This window comes from Marinobacter sp. DUT-3 (genome assembly GCF_050379435.1).
In the GTDB taxonomy this organism is placed as follows: domain Bacteria; phylum Pseudomonadota; class Gammaproteobacteria; order Pseudomonadales; family Oleiphilaceae; genus Marinobacter.
In genome coordinates this window covers 12,619-36,935 of the sequence record NZ_JBNRMG010000005.1, presented here as the reverse complement: position 1 = coordinate 36,935, position 24,317 = coordinate 12,619, and the positions used below count along the sequence as shown (strand labels likewise).

Genomic DNA, 24,317 nt, shown 5'->3' with positions numbered 1-24,317 from the left:
CCTCAGGCAGCGGATTTGATGGCCAGCATGGACACGAAGTTGAAGCATTGGTACCAGACCACAATCTGGTCAAAGCCGGCCTGCTCCAATCGCGTGCGGTGATCGGCCAGGCTTTCCGGAATCAATACCTGTTCAATGGCGGAGCGCTTCTGGCTGATTTCCAGGTCGGAATAGCCGTTGGCCCGCTTGAACTCATGGTGCAGGCGGGTCTGGGTGTCCTGTTCTTCGGGTGACTCGAAGCGGATCTTTTCCGACAGGATCAGCACCCCGCCCGGGCGGGTGGCGCTGGCAATGCGCTTTAGCAGGGCTGCCCGCTGCTCCGGTGGCACGAACTGCAGCGTGAAATTGAGCGTGGTAACCGAGGCATCGCTGAGTTCTGTCTCAAGAATGTCTTCGCAACGCAGCTGCACCGGCAGGGCGCTGTCATCCAGGGCGACGTAGTGTTCGCAGCGCTCGATCATGGCATCGGAGTTATCGACGCCGATAAGGGTGCAGTCGTCGAAGGGTATGCCGTGTCTCATCGCCAGGGTGGAGGCACCGAGGGAACAGCCCAGATCGTAGCAATTGGAACCGGCCTGGACGTACTGTTCGGTGATCACCTCGATCATCGGAATGATAGTGGTGTAACCGGGAACCGAACGGCGGATCATGTCCGGGAACACCCGGGCCACCGAGGCATCGAAGCGAAAATCCTCCGGGTTACGCTCGGTGGCGAACAGGCGATCGGTTTCCTGCATCGGCACGCGGGGCTTGTCACTCATTGCCGGCGGTGTCCTCTGACGGCTGCTGGGCAGAAGGGCGGCTGCATCTTACCCCCCGGTTCTTGTAGTCCACGACAATGCCACGGAAATCCGGGTCCACGTCTGCGGCGATGGCCAGGTAGCCCTGTTCGCAGGCGGCGTGCAGCTCAGAGGATTTGGGCGACATGCGGAAGTCGTCTCCGGGGGTAACATGAATGGCCTGGAATTCGCCGACCGGTACGTTGTCCTTGTTGTTGGAGTGATCAATGCGACCACTCACCTCAAGGATCACCACGGTGGCGATGGCTGTGCCAATAGCCGTAGCGATCAGACTGCGGACCGTGAATCTGGCCTCTTTCTCGCTCATCAGAAATTCTCCGGGTTAATGCTTCTGTCCGGTCGTCAGTACTGACCGGGAATATTGATTGGCGGTGCCTGCAGGGCGGCAAGCTGCTCCCGCATGGCCAATACCTGGTCTGACCAGAACCTGGGCTGGGTAAACCAGGGGAAGAATCTGGGGAACGCCGGGTCATCCCAGCGTTTTGCCAGCCAGGCGCAATGGGCAATCTGCCGGTAGCAGCGCAGGGGCTCGATCAGGTGGCGCTCGCGTCGATTGAAGTCGCGAAACATTTCATAGCCTTCCAGCAGTTCGCCGAACTGCTCGCCCCGTTCGGCATCGTCGCCATTGAGCAGCAGCCAGAGATCCTGGATCGCCGGCCCGGTGCGGCAGTCGTCCAGGTCGACAAACAGCATCTGTTCTTCACGGCACAGGATGTTGCCGGCATGGCAGTCGCCATGGAGTCTCAGGGATTCGACTTCACCGGCGTCATCAATCCTGCGGGCACAGGCATCGTACAGATCGGGAATCAGGCTGTCCCAGGCCGGGCGCAGGTCTGCGGGGATCCAGTCGCCGTCAATCAACAGCTGATTCTTGCTGGTGATGCCGTCGAGGATATTGAACGCGGGGCGGTGCTCGAAAGGCTTGCTGGCACCGATGTTGTGGAGCTGTCCCAGCCACTGGCCGAGCCGGTAGAGGGTGTCCGTGACACTGGTGTCCGGCGCCTGACCGCCGCGCTGGGGAAAGACTGCAAACTGAAACTGCTGCCATTGGCCCAGGGTATCTCCGGAGGGCATAGCCATCGGGGCGACCACCGGGATATCTGCCGCAGTCAGTTCTGCCGTGAAGGTATGCTCCTCACGTATCTGGGCCTCGGACCAGCGGCCGGGGCGATAGAACTTGGCAATGATCGGCGTGCTGTCCTCAACGCCAATCTGGTAAACCCGGTTTTCGTAGCTGTTCAGGGCGAACAGGCGGCCGTTGATCACGAAACCTGCACTTTCCATGGCGTCCAGAATGGTGTCGGGAGTCAGGGCGTCGTAGGGGTGGGTGGAGGTTTCGGTCATAGGATCGGTATCAGCGCCTTGAGTCTTGCCTGGCCTGCATGTTGCTGAGGTGGTACCAATTGTCATCCAGCTCCCAGCGAACTCGGTCGATGCCGGAAGCGTTCAGTACAATATCACCAGCCCTGGCCTGGACCTGGGCAAGCTCACGCTCTGCCCGCTGCCAGTCCCGGTGATTGTCACCCAGATTCTGCATGCTCGGAAAAATGGTGGTCAGCGCCTGGTGGGTGGAGATGTTGTGGGACCGTAAGGAACTCATGATGGCGGTATTGCCTTCGACCCTCAGCACCCGGTGCTGGTAGGGGTAGTCTGCCACCATGGCGTCTGCTTTCAGGCTGTTGTTGAGGCTGATGACCTCGAATCCTCTCCAGCCCAGCCATCCCACAAACAGGGCGGCAACCAGCATGACCGTTAAAAACTGCTTCCTGTCCGACATCTCACACCTGCATCCTGCACTAACGTGACTTCCCAGTATAACGCGTCCGGTGCGGGTTCGTAATGCGAATACCGATGAGTCCGCAGGCTTTTTCGCGGTTATCGGGTTTTGCGGTACTCTCGGGTGCAAAGATCAACGAAAAGGCAGGAAAAAATGGCGCAGCTGGAGACGCTCCAGGCGGATACGGTGGTGATCGGGGCGGGAGTCGTCGGGTTAGCGGCTGCCCGGGCTCTCGCCAGGCAGGGCAGGGAGGTACTGGTACTGGAAGCGGGGGATCATTTTGGCGAGGGGCTCTCCTCCCGGAACAGCGAAGTGATCCACGCGGGTATCTATTATCCGCAGGATTCCCTGAAGGCCCGGCTGTGCGTGCGCGGGCGGGCTCAGCTCTATGAATACTGCTGGAAACGTCACATTGGCCACCGCAAAACCGGTAAATGGATTGTGGCAACCCGGGAGTCGCAAATCGAAAAACTGGAGGAGATCCAGGCCCGGGCCAGGCTCAATGGCGTGGCGCTGGCCATGAATGAGGCGGATGCCGTGAACACCCGCTTGCCCGGAGTTTCCGCCTGCGCGGCGCTGTATTCGCCGGAAACCGGCATTATCGATAGTCACGGCCTGATGGTTTCCCTGTTGGCAGACCTGGAGTATGCAGGCGGGCAACTGGTGAGGCGTGCGCCGGTGACCGCTGCCTGCTCCGATGACGCAGGGCATCGTCTGATAATCGGCGGGGCCATGCCGTGTGAGTTGTCGGCCCGGCGCGTCATCAATGCCGCTGGCCTGGGTGCCGTGCCGTTGGCGGGAATCTGGCAGGGGTTGCCGGATTCCGGCCGACCCGAGCAATGGTTCGCGCGCGGCGTCTACTTCAGTTACAACGGCCGTCATCCTTTCAACTCCCTGATTTATCCGGTGCCTGAACCTGGCGGCCTGGGTGTGCATCTGACACTCGACCTTGCCGGGCAGGCCCGTTTTGGACCGGACGTGGAATGGATTACCACTGAGGACTACACCGTCAATCCGGAGCGGGTAAACGCGTTTATCGACGGGATCAGGCAGTGGTGGCCAGAACTGGACGCCGACCGTTTGCAGCCTGCCTATGCTGGCGTTCGTCCCAAGCTGAGCGGGCCAGGCGGCGGTTTCGCCGATTTCCGGATTGATGGGCCCGCGGACCACGGTGTGCCGGGACTGGTGAACCTGTTTGGAATCGAGTCACCGGGCCTGACCTCCTGCCTGGCCATTGCCGATTATGTCGCTGCCAGGGTCTAGCCGGGTGTCCGGGCCAGCGCCCAAACCTGCACGTCCGCCGCACCTGCCTCCATCAGTGCCGCCGTCAGCATCCGGGCGGTGGCGCCGGTGGTGACCACGTCATCCACCAAGGCTATCCGCGCCGGTACCGCACCGCTCACGTCAAACATGCCGCGCAGGTTTTGCAGCCGCGCTTCCCGGCCAAGTTCCCGCTGTGGTCTGGCGTGTCGGAGGCGTCTGATCCGGGTGCTGGACCAAGGTATTTTTAGTGCCAGGGATAACTGCTCCGCAATATCCTCTGCCTGGTTAAAGCCCCTTTGGCGCCTGCGCTTGCGGTGCATCGGGGCGGGCACGATCAGTTCTGGCTTAAGCTCGGGGCTGGACTGGAAATGCCTGGACAGGTGCTCCGCCAGAGCCATCACCAGTGGTCGCGCATATTTCCGCTGACCGTTGTATTTATACCGCCCAATCATCCCGTCCACCGGGTACTGATATCGCCAGGGTGCGATGGTATGGCTGAAAGGTGGCGGCGTGGACAGGCATTCACCGCAGGTCAGCGTATCTGCAGGAAAGGCCATGGGCAGGGCGCAGCACCGGCAATGCCAGCGGTTGACCGGTAAGTCATCGCGGCATCCCGGGCATAAGCCGTTGATTGCCTTATGGTCGAGGCAGGCGACACAGCTTCCTGCTGTTTTCTCGCTGTTAACCTTTAGTTCCATCAAGGTTGACAGCAGTTTCAGTCCCTTTATCATTCGTCTATCCGTAAACCAGTAACCCGTAAAAGGTTAACAGGGCCCTATTATGACCGCTACTACTCCCCGTCACGACTGGACGCTTCAGGAAGCCCGCGAACTGTTCCAGCTGCCGTTCAATGACTTGTTGTTCCGTGCCCAGAGCGTTCACCGGGAATTCTTCGATCCCAATGAAGTCCAGGTGAGCACGTTGTTGTCGATCAAGACCGGCGCCTGCCCGGAGGATTGTAAGTACTGTCCCCAGAGCGGTCATTACAACACCGGCCTTGAGAAAGAAAAACTGCTGGAAATTGAGAAAGTGATCGCAGAAGCGCAGGCCGCCCGCGAGAAAGGGGCCTCCCGTTTCTGTATGGGCGCGGCGTGGCGCAGCCCCACCAAAAAGGACATGCCCTACGTTCTGGATATGGTGCGTCAGGTGAAGTCCCTGGGGCTGGAAACCTGCATGACCCTGGGTATGCTTCAGGAAGACCAGGCCAAAGAACTCGCCGATGCGGGGCTGGATTACTACAACCATAACCTCGACACGTCCGAAAAGTATTACAGCCATATCATCACCACCCGTACTTACCAGGATCGTCTCGATACCCTCGACAATGTCCGCAAGGCCGGCATGAAAGTCTGTTGTGGCGGCATCATGGGTATGGGTGAGGACGAGGACGACCGTGTCGGTCTGCTGGTACAGCTGGCGAACCTGCCGCACCATCCCGAGAGTGTGCCGGTGAATATGCTGGTGAAGGTGAAGGGCACGCCCATGGAGGACGTGGAAGATCTCGATCCGTTTGATTTCGTCCGTATTATTGCCGTGGCCCGTATCATGATGCCGGAATCCCACGTGCGGCTGTCCGCCGGGCGGGAGAACATGAATGAGCAAATGCAGGCGTTGTGTTTCATGGCCGGCGCCAACTCCATTTTCTACGGCGAGAAGCTGCTGACGACGGCCAACCCGGAAGCCGATGCCGACATGGCGCTGTTCCGTCGTCTGGGAATCAACCCTGAGCAACGGGAGCAGTGTGCGACCGAGGAACAGGAAGAAGAGGAGATTGCCGAGGCCGTAGAGTACGAAGCCACTCGCCATATGTTCTACGACGCCACCCGGGAATCCGCGTAAACCGACAGACACCGCTATCAACTCCCAGGAATTGACCAGTGCGAGACTTCGCGGCAGAACTTGAGCAACGCAAACAGGCGGGCCTGTACCGGACCCGCCGGCAGATTTCCGGCCCCCAGCAGCCGTCCCTGACCTCCGATGGTCAGCGCCTGCTGTCGTTCTGCAGCAACGATTACCTGGGCCTGGCCAATCATCCCGCCAACATTGAAGCCCTCAGGGATGCCTTGCCGGAGACCGGCCTGGGTGGCGCGGCATCTCACCTGATTTGTGGCCATCACGATGCCCACCACCGTCTGGAAGAGCGTCTGGCGGCGTTTACCCAGCGCAGCGCTGCGTTGTTCTTCTCCACCGGTTATATGGCCAATATGGGCGTAATCTCTGCCCTGGCCGGACGGGGAGATACGATTTTCTCCGACCGCCTCAACCATGCATCCATCATAGACGGATGCATTCTCAGCCGCGCCAAGGTTCGTCGCTACCCCCACAGCGATATGGCGGCACTGGAGCGGATGCTGGCGGACACGTCGGGCCATAAGCTGGTGGTGACCGACGGGGTGTTCAGCATGGATGGCGACCTGGCGCCGCTCAGGGAATTGGCCGCGTTGTGCAAGGCACATGATGCCTTGTTGGTGGTGGATGATGCCCACGGCGTTGGTGTGCAGGGCCCCCAGGGGCGTGGCAGTGTCGCGGAACTGGGCTTGTCCGAGGATGATGTGCCGGTACTGATTGGCACCCTTGGCAAGGCGGTGGGAACCAGTGGCGCCTTTGTCGCCGGGCCCAGGGTATTGATGGATTACCTGGTGCAGAAAGCGCGAACCTATATCTATACCACGGCCATGCCGCCGGCCATCGCCATGGCGACCTGTGCCAGTCTGGACCTGATCGAGCGGGATGATGAGCGGCGAGCACACCTGCGTGAATTGATCGAGCGATTCCGTCGTGGGGCCAGCGAACTTGGGTATCAGTTGATGCCTTCCGAAACACCGATCCAGCCGATCATGGTGGGTGACAACTGGTCTGCGCTGGCACTGAGCAAAGCGTTGGAAGAGAAAGGTCTGCTGGTGACAGCGATTCGTCCGCCAACAGTCCCTGAAGGCGAGGCAAGACTGCGGGTAACCCTGAGTGCCGCCCACCGGATGGCGGACGTAGACACGTTGCTGCAGGGGCTGGCGGACTGCCGCGCACTGTCGGGCATCGTGGTGGAACAGACGGCATGAACACTGTGGGCAGCGACACGCTGGTTGTTATTGGTGGTTGGGGCGTACGGTGTGAAATGCTGTCTGGCTTATATGAACGCTGGCCCGGCGAGGTGATACCGGTCAGTCTGAATGATGAGCTGATGGCCGGGTGCGACTCGGTCAGTGCGGTTGCAGACGAATTACTGGGCCGCTTTCCAAAGCCCGCGGTTTGGATGGGGTGGTCCCAGGGTTCACAGATTGCCATGGCGGCCGCTGCTCGCAACACCGGTGCCGTGACTTCCCTGGTCACCGTAGGGGGATTCCCCCGATTCACCGAAACAGCGGGGTGGCCTTCTGGCATGCCGCAAGGCGAATTTGAGGCGTTTGCCAGAGGTATCGCCAGGGATCCTGATCGGTACTGGATGCATTTCCTGTTGCTGATGATCAATGGCGATGCCGGGGAAGGTCGGGCCCGGGAGAGGCTGAAATTCTGGTTGAAGCAGGGCCCGCCGGTATCCGGCGAGAATCTCGTCAAAGGGCTGGACTGGCTCAGGAAAGAGGATTTCAGGTCGCTATGGGGTAGCCCCGGCGTGCCGGCGTTGCATCTCATGGGAGAACAGGACGTTGTGGTCAGGCCCTGGCGTGAGCGGTCTGAGCTGTCCGGGCAAAGCTGCGCTGGCGTTATCTCGGGGATGGCTCACTGGCCAACGGGCGAAGCTGCCGATGAATGTCAGCAGGTCATGGCAGAGTTTCTGGCGGGCACGCGGGAGGTGGGTCAATGGACGTCCTGATGCGTTCACCCGGCGAGGCCCAGCGCAACGACCAACCGCGAAAGCAGGACATTGCGCGGGATTTTGGTGGGGCTTCTGAAACCTACGAATCCGCGTCGCGGCTGCAGCGCCACATGGGCGACGTAATGCTGGACCGGCTTGGCCAGTGGCGGGCAGGGGGCGATAACCCAGATATTCTCGACCTTGGCTGTGGTACCGGATGGTTCACGCGCAAACTGCTCAAGGCTTATCCTGGGGCTCATGTCACCGGGGTCGATCTGTCGCCGGGCATGATCAATCACGCCAGCCTGAACAGTCCGGCCCCCATTGATTGGCTGGTGGCTGATGCCGGGAGTTTGCCGCTTCCCGACAACAGTGTGGATATCGTCTTCAGTAACCTGATGATTCAATGGTGCGATCATCCTCAGCAGGTTCTGGCCGAATGCCGGCGCCTGTTACGCCCTGACGGCATGCTGGTGTGTTCAACGCTGCTGGATGGCACCCTGAAAGAGCTGGAGCAGGCGTGGGCGCAGGCCGATCCGGGGCGCCGACATGTCAATCGGTTCGAGGCCGCATCCGCCATCAATCGGTACGTGGACGAAGCGTTGCCTGGCGGCGAAGTAACGACAGGCACCGTCACCCTGGACTATCCCTCGCCCCTGGCGCTTACCCGTGAGCTGAAATCCCTGGGAGCGGGTTACAAGGGCCAGGACCGGCGTCGCACAGCGACAGCCCCGGGGCGTCTGCGAGCCATGTGTGCGAACTATCCGCGAACCCCCGAAGATACCATTCTGGCGTCTTATCAGGCGTGTTGGATTACCTACTCATTCCCTTTCCCTAACCCTAATTTCTGAACAGGTTGATCATGGCCAGGAAAAGCTTTTTTGTCACAGGCACAGACACCGGAGTGGGCAAGACCATCGCATCGGCTGCCATACTGGAGGCCGCCAGGGCGATGGACAAACGCACCATTGCCATGAAGCCGGTGGCCTCCGGCTGCGAGCAGACACCGGAAGGTCTGCGGAACGAGGATGCGCTGATTTTGCAGGCTTCGATGACGGAATCCTTGCCCTATGATCAGATCAACCCGATCACCCTGGAACCGGCGATTGCACCCCATGTGGCGGCGGAGCAGGCCGGTCGGCAGCTGACGGCGCAACGGCTGGTTGGATTTTGCCGGGGCTTGCAGATGCAGCCTGCGGATCTGATGCTGATCGAAGGAGCCGGTGGCTGGCGGGTACCCCTGAACGACAGGGAAACCTACTCGGCGGTGCCGCGGGAGCTGGGCACCGGGGTTATCCTGGTGGTGCCCCTGAGGCTGGGGTGCATAAACCACGCGCTGCTGAGTGCGGAAGCCATTCGTCAGGATGGATTGAAGCTGGCTGGCTGGGTCGCAAACCGTCCCGAACAGGAGGCCATGAGTTGTGAGCAGGAAACCCTGAACTACCTGCTTACCCACCTCGGGGCGCCCTGTCTGGGTGTTCTGCCCTGGCATCAGAACCCGAATCCGCAGGAGCTGGCGGAGTTCCTTAAAATCGAAGCCCTGTTTGAAAATTGATCAAATTTGTGGCCTACTGAGCTCAGTCAGGGTCATCAGGTATCGCAGTCATGATCAATAACGCATTGGGTATTGGTATCCAGGGCATCCAGGACGGCATGGCGGGCATGGAGAATGCAGCCCGGAAGATTGTCCGTGGTGGCGCCGATGGTCCCCAGGGTAGTGCAGAGGGCGCCGGCTCTCTGGTCGAGCCCATAGTCGAACTGAATCTTTACGAACGCAGTGTTGAGGCGTCGGCACAGGTTGTCAAAACCGCTGATGAAACACTCGGCACCCTGCTGGATATCAAGGCCTGACAGCAGGCCTCTTTCCACCTTGAATCGTTCACATTGAACCGGTTTTCGAGCCAACCCGATGATGATATCCGGCGCGCTTCCTTCCTTTTCTCCCGCCTTTTCCCCGGCCACGCCTGAGGGGAAATCTGCTGTGTCCGGTGCAAGCGAACCGGGAAGACCTGATGAACCCGGAAGCACCAAGCCATCCGCCGAACAGGATAAATCTTCTGCGCCCCGCAGGACGGACAGTGCTCCCGGAAGCGCCCAATCGCTGGATGCGGCGCAGCTCAAGGAATTGACCGAGCTGAAGGCGCGGGATCGGGAGGTGCGGGCCCACGAAACCGCGCACAAGGCGGTCGGTGGCCAGTACGCCGGTGCGATTTCCTACGACTACCAGCGTGGGCCCGATGGCGCTCGCTATGCCGTCGGCGGCGAAGTATCCATTGATGTCTCGCCGGTACAGGGCGACCCGGAAGCCACCATTGATAAAATGCGCGTGGTTCGTGCCGCTGCCATGGCGCCTGCGGAGCCTTCCTCCCAGGACCGCGCCGTGGCGGCCGAGGCTACGCAGGTTATGCTGCAGGCCCAGGTCGATCTTTATCGGCAGGCCAGTGACACCTATCAATCGGTGTCGAAAATGAATGATTCTGATACCGAGTCAGGGCGCTCATCCTCTCACTCTGTAATGGCCTGATTGGCCAATCTTTTCTCTTCAGATAGGCGCTGCATCCGCATCGCCCCGGTCTTTCTGGCCACAAATCGCAACACAAATTTCCGGCCGGGCTATTGACAATTCTGTGCCTCTAAACGTATGTTTCAAACAAGTGTTTAATTAAGGCTGTGGTGCGATAGCGTCACAGTGTCTGAGCAAACCCCAAGGCCAAGTACTGCAACCTGCGTTGCAGATGTGACCAAAACCTGAGGTGGATTACATGCCTGAATACAAAGCGCCCCTGCGTGACATCAAATTCGTAATGAACGAGCTGCTGAACAGCGAGCAGCACTACGCCAATCTGGAAGGTGCCGAGGATGCAACTCCGGATATGGTGGACGCCATTATCGGGGAAGGTGCCAAGTTCTGTGAGCAGGTACTGTCTCCGCTGAACCAGGTGGGTGACAAGGAAGGCTGTACCTGGAGCGAAGACGGTGTGAAAACACCGACTGGCTTCAAAGAAGCGTACCAGCAGTACGTTGAAGGTGGCTGGCCGTCCATGACTGCCGATCCCAACTACGGTGGTCAGGGCCTGCCGCACTCCCTGGGCCTGGTCATGAGCGAAATGGTCGGCACCTCCAACTGGTCCTGGGGCATGTACCCGGGGCTGAGCCACGGCGCCACCAACACAATTGAAGCGCACGGCACCGAAGAGCAGAAGCAGACTTACCTCACCAAACTGATCAGCGGTGAGTGGACCGGCACCATGTGCCTGACCGAGCCGCACTGTGGTTCCGACCTGGGCACCCTGCGTTCCAAGGCCGAGCCGAATGCCGATGGTACTTACGCCATCACCGGCACCAAGATCTTTATCTCTGCCGGTGAGCACGACATGGCAGAGAACATCGTTCACATCGTTCTGGCACGCCTGCCGGGCGCTCCGGAAGGCACCAAGGGTATTTCCCTGTTCATCGTGCCCAAGAACCTGCCGAACGAAGACGGTTCTTCCGGTGAGCGTAACGCCGTTTCCTGTGGCTCCATTGAGCACAAGATGGGCATTCACGGCAACGCCACCTGCGTGATGAACTTCGACGGCGCCAAGGGCTGGCTGATCGGGCCGGAGAATAAGGGTCTGAACTGCATGTTCACCTTTATGAACACTGCTCGTATCGGTACCGCTATCCAGGGTCTGGGTGCGGCCGAGCTGGGCTTCCAGGGCTCGCTGACCTACTCCAAGGACCGTCTGGCCATGCGCTCCCTGAGCGGCCCCAAGAATCCGGAAGGCATTGCTGATCCGATCATCGTTCACCCGGACGTACGTCGCATGCTGCTGACCCAGAAGGCCGTTGCTGAAGGCGCCCGTGCCCTGATCTACCTGACGGCACAGCAGGCGGATATCGTTCACAGTGGCAAGACCGAAGAAGAGCGCAAGGCCGCTGACGAGGCCCTGGGCTTCCTGACGCCGATTGCCAAGGCCTTCCTGACCGAAATCGGTTACGAAGCAGCCAACCTGGGCATGCAGGTGTTCGGTGGCCACGGCTTCATTTCCGAGTGGGGCATGGAGCAGAACGTACGTGACGCCCGTATCGGCATGATCTACGAGGGTACCACCGGTATCCAGGCGCTGGATCTGCTGGGCCGTAAGGTTCTGATGACCCAGGGCGAATCCCTGAAGGGCTTCACCAAGCAGGTACACGTTTTCTGCAAGGAAAACGCTGACAACGAGCAGCTGAAGGAATTCCTGGAGCCGCTGGCGGCCCTGAACAAGGAATGGGGCGATCTGACCATGAAGATCGGTATGACCGCGATGAAGAACCGCGAAGAAGTCGGTGCTGCGTCCGTGGACTACCTGATGTACTCCGGTTACGCCGTGTTCGCCTACCTTTGGGCCCGTATGGCCAAGGTGGCACTGGACAAGATGGCCGAAGGAACCAGCGAAGAGCTGTTCTACAACGCCAAGGTTCAGACCGCGCGCTTCTACTTCAAGCGTATGCTGCCCCGTGCCAAGGGGCATGCCGAGAGCATGCTGGCCGGCGCTGACAGCCTGATGGACATGCCGGAAGACGCCTTCGCCATCTAAGGCGCGGGCAGGCAGACCCAGAAAAGCCCGCTCTCCCCGGAGGCGGGCTTTTTTCATGAGTTAGGCTCGCCAATAGGGTAGAATACGCCCTCATAAAAATAACGTTGAGCGGACACATAGCCGAGGTGCGCGACAGCAAACAGCTGGGTGCGTGCCGACAGACTGACTGGATTTTTGGAGAGTTTTTAGATGGCTGATTATCAGGCACCTTTACGTGACATGCGCTTTGTTCTGAACGAAGTTTTCGATGCACCGGCACTTTGGGCATCACTGCCGAAAGTGGCGGAGAACGTGGACCCGGACACCGCCGATGCCATTCTGGAAGAAGCCGGCAAAATCACCAGTGGTGTGCTGGCCCCGCTGAACCGTGAGGGTGATGAGCAGGGCAGTAAGTGGAATGACGGTGAAGTGACTGCGCCAGAGGGCTTCAAGGAAGCCTACCAGACCATCGTGGAAGGTGGCTGGAATGGTCTGGGCGGTAACCCGGAATTTGGCGGCATGGGCATGCCCAAGACCTTGGTGGCTCAGTTCGAGGAAATGATGCAGGGCGCCAACATGGCGTTCGGCCTGGCGCCGATGCTGACAGCCGGCGCTTGCCTGGCCCTGGACGCCCACGGTAGCCAGGAACTGAAAGAAAAGTACCTGCCCAACATGTATTCCGGCGTCTGGTCCGGCGCCATGGATCTGACCGAGCCCCACGCCGGTACCGATCTGGGCATTATCCGCACCAAGGCCGAGCCGAACGACGACGGCTCCTTTAACGTCACAGGCACCAAGATCTTTATCACCTGGGGCGAGCACGACATGGCGGAAAACATCATCCACCTGGTGCTGGCCAAGCTGCCGGACGCTCCGAAAGGGCCGAAGGGCATTTCCCTGTTCCTGGTACCGAAGTTCATGGTGAACGAAGACGGTTCGCTGGGTGAGCGCAACAGCTTCAGCTGTGGCTCCATCGAGAAGAAGATGGGCATCAAGGGCTCCGCCACCTGCGTGATGAACTTCGACGGCGCCAAAGGCTGGCTCGTAGGCGAGGAGAACAAGGGCCTGGCGGCCATGTTCACCATGATGAACTACGAGCGCCTGGGTGTTGGCATTCAGGGCATTGGCGCGGCGGAAGCTTCCCTGCAAAGTGCCCGTGAGTATGCTCTGGAGCGCACCCAGAGCCGTGCCCCGACTGGCGCCGAGCAGCCGGAGAAGACCGCAGACCCGATTCTGGTGCACCCAGACGTCCGTCGCATGCTGCTGACCATGAAAGGCTATGTGGAAGGCGGTCGCACCTTCTCCACCTACGTTGCCCAGTGGCTGGATATTTCCAAGTACGCCGAGGATGATGAGCGCCGCAAGCACGCCGAAGGCATGGTGGCGTTGCTGACTCCGGTAGCCAAGGCCTTCCTGACCGACCGCGGCCTCGACGCCTGCATCATGGGTCAGCAGGTCTTCGGTGGTCACGGCTTCATCCGTGAATGGGGCCAGGAGCAGTTGGTTCGTGACTGCCGCATTACCCAGATCTACGAGGGTACCAACGGTATCCAGGCGCTGGACCTGATGGGCCGTAAGGTCGTTGGTAGCCAGGGCAAGCTGTACGAGCTGTTTGCCAATGACGTGGCTTCCTTTATCGAGGAAAACAGCGGTGATGAACACCTGCGTCCTTACCTGGAGCCACTGGCTGCCGCGTTCGAGCGTCTGTCCGATGTCACAGAACACGTGATCAACCAGGCGGGGGATAACCCCAATGCCATCGGCGCTGCGTCCGTGGACTACCTGGACCTGTTTGGTCTGACGGCCCTGGGCTATATGTGGGCGAAGATCGTCAAGGCCGCTGCTCCGAAAGCCGAAGGTGATACCTCCGGTTTCTACACCGGTAAGCTGAAGACAGCACGGTTCTACTTTGACCGTCTACTGCCGAAGACGGTATCGCTGGCGGAAGGTATCCGCAGTGGTAGTGACTCGATGATGGCGCTGACTGCCGAGGAGTTCTGATCGTTACGGTCAAATGACACGTAGTCGGAAAAAGGCAGGTCCTGGGAGGGACCTGCCTTTTTTAGTATTGGGTCAGGAGATTTACAGATTTTCCATAGCTTCCGGCTTCAGGATAAACAGGTTCTCGTTACCCTGAAGCTCACTGACCTGGCGATGGCGCGTCAGCTCGCTGTCGTCCGGCGGATCCATCCGGTTCCAGCTTTTAAAGACCGAAGACGCGCCGACCCAGGGCAGGTCGTAGGTGTCTACCATGTAGGCAACCGCGCGGGCGACATCGCCTTTCACCCTGCCGGGTGGTTCAAAAAACTGAGCACTTTCCCGGTTGCCACACTCATCCTCCCGTGCGCCTGCACTGAGTTCCTCGTAGCGGGCATTGCGGCGACGCATTTCAACGCGGCTGGTGACGGGTACCATGTTGTGGAGATCGGAGGCTATCTGGCGATAGCGGTCGTCCCGGTCGCATTGGCTGGAGGTGCCGCAGCCCAGTGCGCTTCGGACTGCGGCGAGAGGGTATATGTGGCCATCCGTCATGGTGAACCCCTTGTTTTTAAAGGGGGTCTCGCAGAAGAAGGAGGTCCCCCCATCGGCGTAAAGGGTTCCCCAGAACTGGTCCCGGACAACGCTGTCGGGATCACTGAATCGGGTGTTCTGACCGTGGGTCAGGGGTGGGGCCAGTAACAGTATGAGTGTAACGATTAAGGCACTTGTTTGGTTCATGCGTTCTTATACCCCGCTACAGGGGTGAGTGCCTTTGCCGATCAGGCCCAAACCCCATTACTTCAAGCGATCACGAATGCGCTGATACCCCGCACGAACCTCCTCTCCGAGCTGGTGGGCTGTCTGCCGGGCTTCGTGGGTGGCATCCTCGGCATCGTGAAGGATCTTGTCGAATTTGTGGCGAAACTTCTCCCAGTCCTTTTCCAGGTCGTCCCACTCATCCTTGACGTCTTCACGGGCGAGGTGAAGCTGGACGCGGGCCTCGTCACGATACTGTTTGATTTTTTCGGACAGTTTCTTGAGGTCATTCTGAAGCGTCATATGAAGCACCTCCTTTGACAGAGACTGTCTTTACAATGCTCCCGAACGTGAGAATCTGTCAAGAGGGGGATTGGGTGCGCTGCAACCCTTCAGGCAGGGCGGGCCAGCAGGATGGCCATGTCTTCCAGATAGTGCCAGGGCGAGGAGGGGGCAAACCCCTTGGTGGCGCGATCGATATCGCTGCACAGTTCCAGGGCAGAGTGAAGCTGGGGGCGGGAAAGCCGGCGTGCGGCCTGCTCAATGGTACGCGCGCGTTGTGGCTGGAAGACGCCGCGTTGCTTGAGGAAGGCTGATGGGTTCTCACGTTGTGCAGTCGCTGCCCGCAGTTCCATGGTCAGGTTCAGGTCGCGGATCAGTACCGCCAGCAGCCCCAGAGGGTTTTCGCCTTCCTGTCGGAGTACCCCAATCATTTTGCGGGCGTGGGGAGCGCGCCCGGCCAGCAGTTCGGTTACCAGCTCGAATCCGCTGAAGCGGGAACTGTCCTGGACGGCCTGTTCGATCGCTTCTTCGTCGATGGTCTTGCCGGTGCCAAAGAGCGCGAGTCGGTCCAGCTCCTGGCTGGCAGCCAGCAGGTTGCCTTCCAGTTTCTCGGTGAGAATGTTCAGGGCGCCCCGGGTCAGGCTCAGGCCGCGGGATTTGGCGCGTTGTTGCAGCCAGCCGGCAAACTTGTCGCCATCCACCGGCCACACCGGAACATGCACGCCTTTGTTCTGCAGTTCCTTGTACCATTTCCTGCGGGTCTCGGCGGCATCAAGCCTGGCGCTTATCAGCAACAGGACGATGTCTTCGGGAGGATTCTGCAGAACCCGCTCCAGCACGGCACGACCGTCCCCGAGCTTGCCCGTCGGCAAGTGGATCTCGATGCGGCGTTTCTCGGCAAACAGGGACAGGGAACCAAATTCCTCACCCACCGTATTCCAGTCCAACTGGTGATCGGCGTGGAAGGTCATGCGTTCCTGGAAACCGGCTTCCCGCGCGGCGCTGCGGACTTGGTCGCAGCATTCCTGAACCAGCAGGGGCTCATCTCCGGAAATCAGATAGACCGGTGCCAGGGATTTCTTCAGTAACTGGGGAAGCTGGGCCGGTTGGGTCTTCATAATCAGCGAGAGTCTTGCTCTTGATCGTCGGCCGCCTGTTCACGCAGCTGTTCTCGTAATTGGGTCACCCGGGCGTCCGTCAAGGGTGCAAGCCGGAAAATGATCTGCTGCGCCAGCCGTTCGTAGAGTTGCTGTCGCAGTTCTTCTTCTTCCCGTTGTTTGGCGAGCACATTGGTTTCATCGTAGCGATAGGTCTCGCTGCTGTTGAGGCTGGTTTCCGCAATCAGCGGCAGCTCATCACGGGTGAGCAGGTCCATTTTAACTGTCTGCCGCAGGGTGTACTCGGCGGCGGACGCCCGCACTGTAATGGCACTGGCACGCCGGTCCTGCTGGAATCCGCGAAGGCGCAGGATATAGTCTGCCTGTTCGGGATCACGAACATCGATCTTGCCCAGTTCCAGTTGCTCCTTCACCGCGCGGCAAAGTTCCCCCGGTATCTGTTCAACGCAGGAAACCGCCAGGGGCTGAAGGCCGGGGGGAACCGGTGGCGCCCCCCGTAACTGAAAACCACACCCCGCCAGTACCAGGGACAGGAGCGCCGCCACTGGCAGTCTGACGTTGCGGAGTGGGTGAGGAGCAGTCATCTTAATTGGCCACCACGTTGACCAGTTTGCCCGGCACCACGATCACCTTGCGAACGGTCTGGCCCTCGGTAAAGCGCGCCACGTTCTCGTTCTCCAGGGCCAGCTTTTCCAGGTCGGCCTTGTCGATGTCGGCGGGTACGTCGGCCTTGGCGCGGACCTTTCCGTTCACCTGCAGTACCACCTGGATCTGGTTGCGAACCATGGCTTCCCGGTCAGCCTGCGGCCATGTGGCATCCACGACGGGCGTTTCGTGTCCCAATGCCTGCCACAGACTATGGCAAATATGGGGCACGATGGGGGACAGCATCAACACTGCGACTTCCAGCGCCTCTTTGCGAACGGCACGGCTCTGGGGGCTATCGTCGGTCAGCTTGCCAACCTCGTTAAGCAGTTCCATGACCGCAGCAATAGCGGTATTGAAGGTGAGACGGCGGCTGATGTCATCGCTGACTTTGGCGATGGTTTCATGGGTCTTGCGGCGCAGATCTTTCTGGGCGTCGGTCAGGCTGTCCACGTCCAGCGCTGGCGTGTCTCCACCGGCCGCCAGTTCATTCACCATGCGCCACAGGCGCTTGAGGAAACGATGGGCGCCTTCCACGCCGCTGTCTGACCATTCCAGGGATTGTTCGGGAGGTGCCGCGAACATCATGAACAGCCGCACGGTATCAGCGCCGTGCTGATCAATAATCGCCTGGGGATCAATGCCGTTGTTCTTGGACTTGGACATCTTGGTGACGCCGCCAACCTCAACCGGCTGGCCGTCTTCCTTGTGGACCGCTCCAATAACCTGGCCCTTGGCATCCCGCTCGACGGTGACGTCAGCCGGTGAAATCCAGGTCTTACCGCCATTGCCATCTTCGCGGTAGTAGGTCTCCGCCAGAACCATGCCCTGGCACAGCAGGCGGTTGAAGGGTTCAGAGCTGGTGACCAGGCCCACGTCCCGCAACAGTTTGTGGAAGAACCGGGCGTACAGCAGGTGCAAAATGGCGTGTTCGATACCACCGATATACTGGTCAACCGGGAGCCAGTAGTTGGCAGCGGCCGGGTCCAGCATGCCCTTGTCGTAGTTGGGGCTGCAGAAACGGGCGTAGTACCAGGACGACTCCATGAAGGTGTCGAAGGTGTCGGTTTCCAGGGTTGCGGCCTGACCTTCAAAGGTGGTCTTGGCCCACTCCGGGTCGGCTTTGATGGGAGACTGGACGCCATCCATTTCCACGTCTTCCGGCAGGGCGACCGGCAGCTGGTCATCCGGGACCGGCCGTTCGGTGCCGTCTTCCAGGGTCATCATGGGAATCGGCGCACCCCAGTAACGCTGGCGGGAAACACCCCAGTCACGCAGGCGATAGTTCACGGTGCGTTTGCCGATACCGTTCTCTTCCAGGTAATCCGCAATGGCATCAAAGGCTTCTTCGCTGGTCAGTCCGCTGTACTTTCCGGAGGATACAAGAGTGCCCTTTTCGGTGAAGGCCTGTTCCTGCACGTCGATCTCACGACCATCGCTGGCGGCGATAACCTGTTTGATCGGTAGGCGATATTTCAGCGCAAATTCATGGTCACGTTTGTCGTGGCCTGGTACAGCCATCAGGGCGCCAGTGCCATAGTCGGTCAGCACGAAGTTGGCGACCCAGACCGGAATTTCTTCTTGGGTGAGTGGGTGGACGGCTTTGTGCCCGGTATCGATCCCCTTCTTTTCCATGGTCTCCATTTCTGCTTCGGCTACCTTGCTGTTACGGCACTCCTCCACGAAACGGGCGACATCAGTGTGTTCCGAGGCAGCTTTTTTTGCGATCGGGTGCTCGGTCGATACTGCCATGTAGGTAACACCCATCAGGGTGTCCGGGCGAGTGGTATAAACCGTCAGCCCGTCATCCCCGCCTTTCAGCGGGAAGGTCAGCTCGGTACCGATGGACTTGCCGATCCAGTTGCGCTGCATGGTCTTGACCTGTTCCGGCCAGTCTTCCAGATCATCCAAGTCGTTCAGCAGCTCTTCGGCGTACTTGGTAATACTAATAAACCATTGAGGGATTTTCTTTTGTTCAACCACGGCTCCTGAACGCCAGCCGCGGCCGTCGACGACTTGTTCGTTGGCCAGTACGGTCTGGTCCACCGGGTCCCAGTTGACCGTGGACATTTTCTTGTACACCAGGCCTTTCTCGTAAAGGCGGGCGAAGAACCACTGTTCCCAGCGGTAGTAGTCCGGCTTGCAGGTGGCCAGTTCGCGATTCCAGTCATAACCGAAGCCCAGCTGCTTGAGCTGATTCTTCATGTATTCGATATTGGCGTAAGTCCACTTGGCAGGCGCGGTCTTGTTGGCGATCGCGGCGTTTTCAGCGGGCAGGCCGAAGGCATCCCAGCCCATGGGCTGCATCACATTCTTGCCCTGCATGCGCTGGTAGCGGGAAATTACGTCGCCGATGGTGTAGTTGCGGACGTGGCCCATGTGCAGTTTGCCGCTCGGGTACGGGAACATGGACAGGCAGTAGTACTTGGGCTTGCCGGGCTCTTCCTTGACGGTGAAGGTGTTGTTCTCTTCCCAGAAAGTGCGGGCATTCTGTTCTACGTTACGTGGATTGTATTGCTCGTCCATTCCTGCCATTACCGAAATTACCTTGTGTGAAAAATAGAACCCTGTATCAAAATGATGTCCGGAGCGGGCCGGACATTCTAACGCACACGGAGGTTAACAGGTAGTCTGCCAAAAATCGTTTCATGTGCCAGACTTGTTATCAGGCGGGCAGGATCAGGCAGTTACCCCCTCTCCGGGATACGCTGTGGATACATCCCTGTACGCTTGACTGCAGTATCCATGCTGCAGACAGTCCCGGAGAGGGGGTAACTGCCTGATCCCCGAACCATAGTGAGGATTATATATGGCCGAGTCAGAACGCAGTCACCTATCCGGAAAAGCCCTGGAAGTCTACGACCGGATGCTGGAGCGGGTGCAATCGCGCCTCAATCAGTTACAGGAAACGTCCTACCAGACCCTTGAAGAGGAAGTCCGCAAAGCCGTTGAGTTTGAATACGAGCTGGAGGAAATGACCCGTGAGGAGGCGGATCTTCTGGGGGCCTATCTACAGCGGGATCTGGAGCACCTTATGCACTTCGTGGGGGAGACCGGCGAAGGGCTGACTGAGTGGTTACAGCTGGATATCGCGCTCCTTGAGCACCAGCTTGCGGATCGCCTGCTGTCCGTCGCGGACAAGACGCTGGTGGATACCCTGGAGCTGAGCCAGAAACTGGAGAACCAGGAGGCCGGCCATTACATTTCCGGCGAGGTAGCCACGGCCGGCATGTTCCAGTGCCTCAACTGCGGCCACATGCGCTGCCTGACCGCAACCAGTCACCTGGAGCCCTGCGAGGCCTGTGATTCCCACTACTACGAACGGGTGACCAGCCGCTGGCCCCGTAGGTCGGATTAGGCGAAGCCGTAATCCGACACCAGAGCCAGTGTAGATCATGGTTTGGGAATCACCCGTTCGCGTACGAAGACTATGAGGATAAGCGCCAGGGTCAGAACCGGCCAGGAGCCGGTCTGCATATAGGGCGTGTTGCCGTCGGCGGAGAATACCTCACCGGTCAGGACCGCGCGTTTGAACTGGGGAATGGTCTCGGCCAGTTGCCCCTTGTGATCGATGATCGCAGTCACGCCGTTGTTGGTGCCTCGAAGCATGTATCGGCCGGTTTCCAGTGCTCGCATGCGGGCGATCTGCAAATGTTGCAACGGGCCGATGGAGTCGCCAAACCAGCCATCGTTGCTGATGGTCAGCAACAGGTCGGTGTTTCGGGCATTGCGGGCAACAAAGTCCGGGTAGGCCACTTCGTAGCAGATGAACGGCATGATGTGCGTGCCGTTGGCGATCAGGGGCGACTGGTTCGCCGGCCCGCGGCTGAAGCTGGACATCGGCAGATCGAAGAAGCCGATCAGCCCACGTAGCCATTGCTGCAGGGGCACGTACTCCCCGAAGGGCACCAGCTTCTGTTTGTGGTACATGCCTTCGCCATTGCCAATGGCCATGATGCTGTTGTGAAAGGTGAAATCCTCAGCCCGATCACTGAACCCATACCAGGGAATGCCGGTAATCAGGGTGCTGTTGTCACCCAGTTCCCCGGCGATGTGATCAATGATCTTGCCAGCCTGATCCTGGGGGATGGGAATGGCGGTTTCCGGCCACAGGATAAGGTCGGTGTCCCACTGGTCCTCCGTGAGCCCCAGATACACCACGATCTGGTCCCGCAGAAAATCCGGATCCCACTTGATCTGCTGGGGGATGTTGCCCTGCATGGAGGCAAACGTGGTGGCTTCGTCGCTGACATCGGTCCATTCAATTTTTGACAGGGCCGGGCCGGTTACCCAGGGCAGGAGGGCCAGCACAGCGACGATCCCTGCGCTGGCGATACGCTTGTTGAGGGCCAGCCACCACACGCCATAGATAGCGACACCGGTGACCGTGATCCAGAACGTGATGCCATGCACACCAACCAGTGGCGCAAACCCGCCCAGTGGTCCGTCTACATGGGCATTGCCGAGGTACAGCCAGGGGAAACCGGTCAGCAACCAGCCGCGCACCCAATCGCCAATAATCCAGATGGCGGGGAACAGCAATAGCCGACGCACCAGGCTCTCTTTCGCCAGCTTGCCCCAGCCCCAGAACGCGATGGCATGAAACAGCGCCAGGCCCGCGACAAATAGTGTTGTCAAAAGGATGGCGACGGGGATGGAGGTGTTGCCGTGTTCACTGATGCTGATGTAGACCCAGCTGGCGCCACTGCCAAACAGCCCCAGCCCGGCAAACCACCCGGCCCGGAAAAGCTTCCGGGGGGCGAGTGGAACGCTGACCAGCAGGATCAGAGCGATGGAAACGGGGCCCAGCCACCACCATTGAAACGGTGACAGGGTCAGGGTTTGCAGCGCGCCGGCAATGACGAGGGTAATGCCCCCCAGCCAGTTGTTGCCGGACAGGCGCGTATCGGGAAGTCGGGAATCGGTGTCGTTATTGCTCACTACGGGTTACCTGCAGCAGACGGATGACTCGGTTATCAGCGTTCGCAATAGTAAATTGCAGCCCGCCAAATGCAACCGATTCGCCTCGCCTGGGCAGGTGACCGAATTCTTTGAGTACCACACCGCCAATGGTGTCGAACTCCTCTTCATCCAGTTCCGTCTCGAAAAACTCGTTAAAGTCATCCACCGGTGTGACCGCTTTTACCGCAAAGGTGCCGTCGCCCCGGGCCTTGATGTGGGTTTCCTCATCAAAGTCGTGTTCGTCCTCGATTTCACCCACGATCTGTTCCAGCACGTCCTCAATGGTAATCAGCCCGGCGGTGCCGCCGTACTCATCCACCACGATGGCCATGTGGTTCCGGTTTTCCTTGAACTCTTTCAGCAGCTGGTTCAGCCGTTTGCTCTCGGGCACGAAGGTTGGCGGGCGCAGTATTTCGCGAATGCGCGACCAGTTGACCTCATTGTTCAGGGCCAGTGGCAGCAGGTCTTTAGCAAGGAGTACGCCAATCACATCGTCCTGGCTGTCGCCAATAACGGGAAACCGGCTGTGGGCAGAGGAGATGATTTCGCCAAGAAACTCTTTTGGTTCCTGGGCCGCCTTGACGGTGACCATCTGGGAGCGGGGGATCATGATCTCATCCACCCGCATATCGATCACCTGCATGGCACCTTCGATGATGCTCATTGCATCGGCATCGATGATGTTCTCGGATTCCGCATCCCGCAGAATCTCCAGCACGTCCTCTACGGACTCAGGCCCGCTGGAAAAGGCCTGTGATATACGCTCCAGCCAGGACTTGCTGCCCTGACTGCGACTCGACTGATCGTCGCTCATGAGTCTTGTTCCGCTTCCTCTGATTCGTAAGGATTGCCATACCCAAGCTGCTTCAGCAGCTGGACTTCGAGGGCTTCCATGACCTCGGCATCGTTGTCTTCAATATGATCATAGCCCTGAAGATGCAGCATGCCATGCACAACCATGTGGGCCCAGTGGGCCTCAAGCTCTTTATGCTGGTCTTTGGCTTCTTTTTCAACAACCGGGGCACAAATGATGAGATCCCCGGCCAACGGAACTGTTATACCCGCTGGGGCCTCAAATGGGAAGGACAGCACATTGGTTGGCCCGTTTTTGCCGCGGTACTCGCCATTGAGCGCCGCGCTCTCGTCGGTATCGACAATACGGATGGTCACTTCGGATGGATCGTCTCCGAGCCAGGCACGCTGGGCCCAGCGCCCGAACGCGTTATCGTCAGGAATGCCCGGCGCCTCAAATACGCGTTGCAGATCGACTGTCAGCTCGCTCACTGGCCTGTTGCGCTCCCATCATCAAAGTGGTCATAGGCTTCAACGATACGCTGCACCAGCGGGTGGCGAACCACATCCCTGGCTTCGAAGCGCGTAAAACCAATACCGGAAACCTTGCTCAGCACGCCGGCGGCATGAATCAGTCCGGAATTCTGTCCCCGGGGCAGGTCAACCTGGGTTGTATCGCCCGTGATCACCGCCGTGGAGCCAAAACCAATCCGGGTCAGGAACATCTTCATCTGTTCCCGGGTGGTGTTCTGGCTTTCATCCAGAATGATGAACGAGTTATTCAGGGTGCGGCCACGCATGAAGGCCAGAGGCGCAATCTCGATCACACTCTTTTCAATCAGCCGGGTGACATGGTCAAAGCCCAGCATTTCATAAAGAGCGTCGTACAGCGGGCGAAGGTACGGGTCCACCTTCTGGGCCAGATCGCCAGGCAGGAAGCCCAGCTTTTCGCCAGCTTCCACCGCCGGGCGAACCAGCAGGATACGTTTGACCTGTTCATCCTTAAGGGCTTCCACCGCACAGGCCACCGCCAGCCAGGTCTTGCCGGTACCGGCCGGACCAATACCGAAGTTAATATCATGGGTGCGGATATTGTGCACATACTTCTGCTGGTTGGCCCCGCGAGGCTTGGCCTGCAGCTTGGGCGTCTTGATGACGGTCACCGCGCCATCGTATGGCACGTCCTCGGGCAGGCGCTCGAAGCCGGTCTCACGGATGAACAGGTGAACGGTGTCCGGGGAAAGATCGTCGGTGGCTTCGGTTTCCCGGTAAAGATGGCGGATCACCTCCACCGCTGCGGCGACATGCTCGGTTTCGCCTTCCACCCGGAAATGGTGATTGCGGCGGCCAATCCTGACCTGCATGCGCCGTTCAATATGCTTGAGATGCTCATCGAACTGGCCACAGAGGGTGGTCAGCCGATGCTGGTCGACCGGGTGCAGATCAAATTGTCTGGAATCGTTGGCTTTCAAAGGTGCTCCGTTTTTACTCCCGTGGTTTCCAGGGGAGTCAGCTTTTCTGAATTTTGAGTCAGGTCGGGGTGTGGGGCACCTTCCACAGACACGCTACGAGCACATCCATGTGCGCTTGTTTCGGGCCGTCCATGGCCCT

At 59.3% G+C, this 24,317-nt stretch carries 25 protein-coding genes; 11 read left to right on the top strand and 14 right to left on the bottom strand.

Going from position 1 to position 24,317, the window contains the following annotated elements:
* Positions 1-2: 2 nt before the first annotated feature.
* Genes cmoA through ACQUWM_RS10630 form a run of 4 tightly spaced genes read right to left on the bottom strand, consistent with a single transcriptional unit; the run spans position 3 to position 2,577 of the window.
* Positions 3-761 (bottom strand): carboxy-S-adenosyl-L-methionine synthase CmoA, encoded by a 759-nt coding sequence (gene cmoA, locus ACQUWM_RS10645; protein ID WP_428922130.1) that lies wholly within the window; start codon positions 759-761, stop codon positions 3-5.
* On the bottom strand, positions 754-1,107 hold the full coding sequence (locus ACQUWM_RS10640; protein WP_406999142.1) for a kinase: 354 nt from the start codon (positions 1,105-1,107) through the stop codon (positions 754-756). Before ACQUWM_RS10640 ends, cmoA begins: the two co-directional genes overlap by 8 nt.
* 35 nt (positions 1,108-1,142) lie before the next feature.
* The gene (locus tag ACQUWM_RS10635) at positions 1,143-2,144 is read right to left on the bottom strand and encodes a serine/threonine protein kinase (protein WP_406999140.1); all 1,002 of its coding nucleotides are present in this window, start codon (positions 2,142-2,144) and stop codon (positions 1,143-1,145) included.
* 10 nt (positions 2,145-2,154) lie between these two features.
* The gene (locus ACQUWM_RS10630; RefSeq protein WP_406999138.1) at positions 2,155-2,577 is read right to left on the bottom strand and encodes a hypothetical protein; all 423 of its coding nucleotides are present in this window, start codon (positions 2,575-2,577) and stop codon (positions 2,155-2,157) included.
* A gap of 153 nt (positions 2,578-2,730) precedes the next feature.
* Between ACQUWM_RS10630 and ACQUWM_RS10625 the strand changes: the two genes are divergently transcribed.
* Positions 2,731-3,840, top strand: a complete 1,110-nt coding sequence (locus tag ACQUWM_RS10625; protein WP_428922129.1) for an NAD(P)/FAD-dependent oxidoreductase — start codon at positions 2,731-2,733, stop codon at positions 3,838-3,840.
* On the opposite strand, the gene ACQUWM_RS10620 is transcribed toward ACQUWM_RS10625, so the two are convergent.
* Positions 3,837-4,571, bottom strand: a complete 735-nt coding sequence (locus ACQUWM_RS10620) for a ComF family protein (RefSeq protein WP_428922128.1) — start codon at positions 4,569-4,571, stop codon at positions 3,837-3,839. The two genes, ACQUWM_RS10625 and ACQUWM_RS10620, sit on opposite strands and share 4 nt — an antisense overlap.
* A gap of 49 nt (positions 4,572-4,620) precedes the next feature.
* Between ACQUWM_RS10620 and bioB the strand changes: the two genes are divergently transcribed.
* The 9 genes from bioB (at position 4,621) to ACQUWM_RS10575 (ending at position 14,172) form a co-directional block, all read left to right on the top strand.
* Positions 4,621-5,679, top strand: a complete 1,059-nt coding sequence (gene bioB / locus ACQUWM_RS10615; protein ID WP_406988867.1) for a biotin synthase BioB — start codon at positions 4,621-4,623, stop codon at positions 5,677-5,679.
* Between the two features lie 38 nt (positions 5,680-5,717).
* Positions 5,718-6,896 carry an 8-amino-7-oxononanoate synthase gene (gene bioF / locus ACQUWM_RS10610; RefSeq protein ID WP_406988869.1) on the top strand — a complete coding sequence of 393 codons (1,179 nt, stop codon included), beginning with the start codon at positions 5,718-5,720 and terminating at the stop codon, positions 6,894-6,896.
* Positions 6,893-7,648 carry an alpha/beta fold hydrolase gene (locus tag ACQUWM_RS10605; RefSeq protein ID WP_428922127.1) on the top strand — a complete coding sequence of 252 codons (756 nt, stop codon included), beginning with the start codon at positions 6,893-6,895 and terminating at the stop codon, positions 7,646-7,648. The genes bioF and ACQUWM_RS10605 overlap by 4 nt, the downstream gene beginning before the upstream one ends.
* Positions 7,636-8,481 carry a malonyl-ACP O-methyltransferase BioC gene (gene bioC, locus ACQUWM_RS10600; RefSeq protein ID WP_428922126.1) on the top strand — a complete coding sequence of 282 codons (846 nt, stop codon included), beginning with the start codon at positions 7,636-7,638 and terminating at the stop codon, positions 8,479-8,481. The genes ACQUWM_RS10605 and bioC overlap by 13 nt, the downstream gene beginning before the upstream one ends.
* Positions 8,482-8,492: 11 nt before the next feature.
* Entirely contained in the window at positions 8,493-9,185 is a 693-nt protein-coding gene (bioD, locus tag ACQUWM_RS10595; protein ID WP_428922125.1) for a dethiobiotin synthase, read from the top strand.
* Between the two features lie 50 nt (positions 9,186-9,235).
* Positions 9,236-9,481, top strand: coding sequence for a flagellar basal body rod C-terminal domain-containing protein (locus tag ACQUWM_RS10590; protein WP_428922124.1), 246 nt, complete (start codon positions 9,236-9,238; stop codon positions 9,479-9,481).
* A gap of 130 nt (positions 9,482-9,611) precedes the next feature.
* Positions 9,612-10,154 (top strand): putative metalloprotease CJM1_0395 family protein, encoded by a 543-nt coding sequence (locus ACQUWM_RS10585; RefSeq protein ID WP_428922123.1) that lies wholly within the window; start codon positions 9,612-9,614, stop codon positions 10,152-10,154.
* Between the two features lie 238 nt (positions 10,155-10,392).
* Positions 10,393-12,192, top strand: a complete 1,800-nt coding sequence (locus tag ACQUWM_RS10580) for an acyl-CoA dehydrogenase C-terminal domain-containing protein (protein WP_428922122.1) — start codon at positions 10,393-10,395, stop codon at positions 12,190-12,192.
* Between the two features lie 189 nt (positions 12,193-12,381).
* Complete coding sequence (locus ACQUWM_RS10575) at positions 12,382-14,172, top strand: acyl-CoA dehydrogenase C-terminal domain-containing protein (RefSeq protein WP_428922121.1); 1,791 nt, start codon at positions 12,382-12,384, stop codon at positions 14,170-14,172.
* A gap of 81 nt (positions 14,173-14,253) precedes the next feature.
* Here ACQUWM_RS10575 and ACQUWM_RS10570 read toward each other — a convergent pair whose 3' ends face one another.
* From ACQUWM_RS10570 to leuS, 5 genes are all read right to left on the bottom strand, one after another.
* Positions 14,254-14,889 carry an endonuclease gene (locus ACQUWM_RS10570; RefSeq protein ID WP_428922120.1) on the bottom strand — a complete coding sequence of 212 codons (636 nt, stop codon included), beginning with the start codon at positions 14,887-14,889 and terminating at the stop codon, positions 14,254-14,256.
* Between the two features lie 57 nt (positions 14,890-14,946).
* Entirely contained in the window at positions 14,947-15,210 is a 264-nt protein-coding gene (locus ACQUWM_RS10565) for a hypothetical protein (protein WP_406999106.1), read from the bottom strand.
* An 89-nt stretch (positions 15,211-15,299) separates the two neighbouring features.
* Positions 15,300-16,307: a DNA polymerase III subunit delta gene (gene holA, locus ACQUWM_RS10560; protein WP_428922119.1), complete on the bottom strand. Its 1,008-nt coding sequence runs from the start codon at positions 16,305-16,307 to the stop codon at positions 15,300-15,302.
* A gap of 2 nt (positions 16,308-16,309) precedes the next feature.
* On the bottom strand, positions 16,310-16,891 hold the full coding sequence (gene lptE / locus ACQUWM_RS10555) for an LPS assembly lipoprotein LptE (protein ID WP_406999103.1): 582 nt from the start codon (positions 16,889-16,891) through the stop codon (positions 16,310-16,312).
* A gap of 1 nt (position 16,892) precedes the next feature.
* Entirely contained in the window at positions 16,893-19,478 is a 2,586-nt protein-coding gene (gene leuS / locus ACQUWM_RS10550) for a leucine--tRNA ligase (protein WP_428922263.1), read from the bottom strand.
* Between the two features lie 283 nt (positions 19,479-19,761).
* Here leuS and ACQUWM_RS10545 point away from each other — a divergent pair, with 283 nt between their 5' ends.
* On the top strand, positions 19,762-20,310 hold the full coding sequence (locus tag ACQUWM_RS10545; protein WP_428922118.1) for a zinc ribbon-containing protein: 549 nt from the start codon (positions 19,762-19,764) through the stop codon (positions 20,308-20,310).
* A gap of 35 nt (positions 20,311-20,345) precedes the next feature.
* Here ACQUWM_RS10545 and lnt read toward each other — a convergent pair whose 3' ends face one another.
* From lnt to ACQUWM_RS10525, 4 genes are read right to left on the bottom strand one after another with little or no spacing between them, the layout of a single operon-like run.
* Positions 20,346-21,893, bottom strand: a complete 1,548-nt coding sequence (gene lnt / locus ACQUWM_RS10540) for an apolipoprotein N-acyltransferase (RefSeq protein ID WP_428922117.1) — start codon at positions 21,891-21,893, stop codon at positions 20,346-20,348.
* Positions 21,883-22,728: an HlyC/CorC family transporter gene (locus tag ACQUWM_RS10535; RefSeq protein ID WP_406988891.1), complete on the bottom strand. Its 846-nt coding sequence runs from the start codon at positions 22,726-22,728 to the stop codon at positions 21,883-21,885. Before ACQUWM_RS10535 ends, lnt begins: the two co-directional genes overlap by 11 nt.
* Entirely contained in the window at positions 22,725-23,198 is a 474-nt protein-coding gene (ybeY, locus tag ACQUWM_RS10530; protein WP_406999099.1) for an rRNA maturation RNase YbeY, read from the bottom strand. The genes ACQUWM_RS10535 and ybeY overlap by 4 nt, the downstream gene beginning before the upstream one ends.
* The gene (locus tag ACQUWM_RS10525) at positions 23,195-24,178 is read right to left on the bottom strand and encodes a PhoH family protein (RefSeq protein ID WP_428922116.1); all 984 of its coding nucleotides are present in this window, start codon (positions 24,176-24,178) and stop codon (positions 23,195-23,197) included. The genes ybeY and ACQUWM_RS10525 overlap by 4 nt, the downstream gene beginning before the upstream one ends.
* Positions 24,179-24,317: the final 139 nt, after the last annotated feature.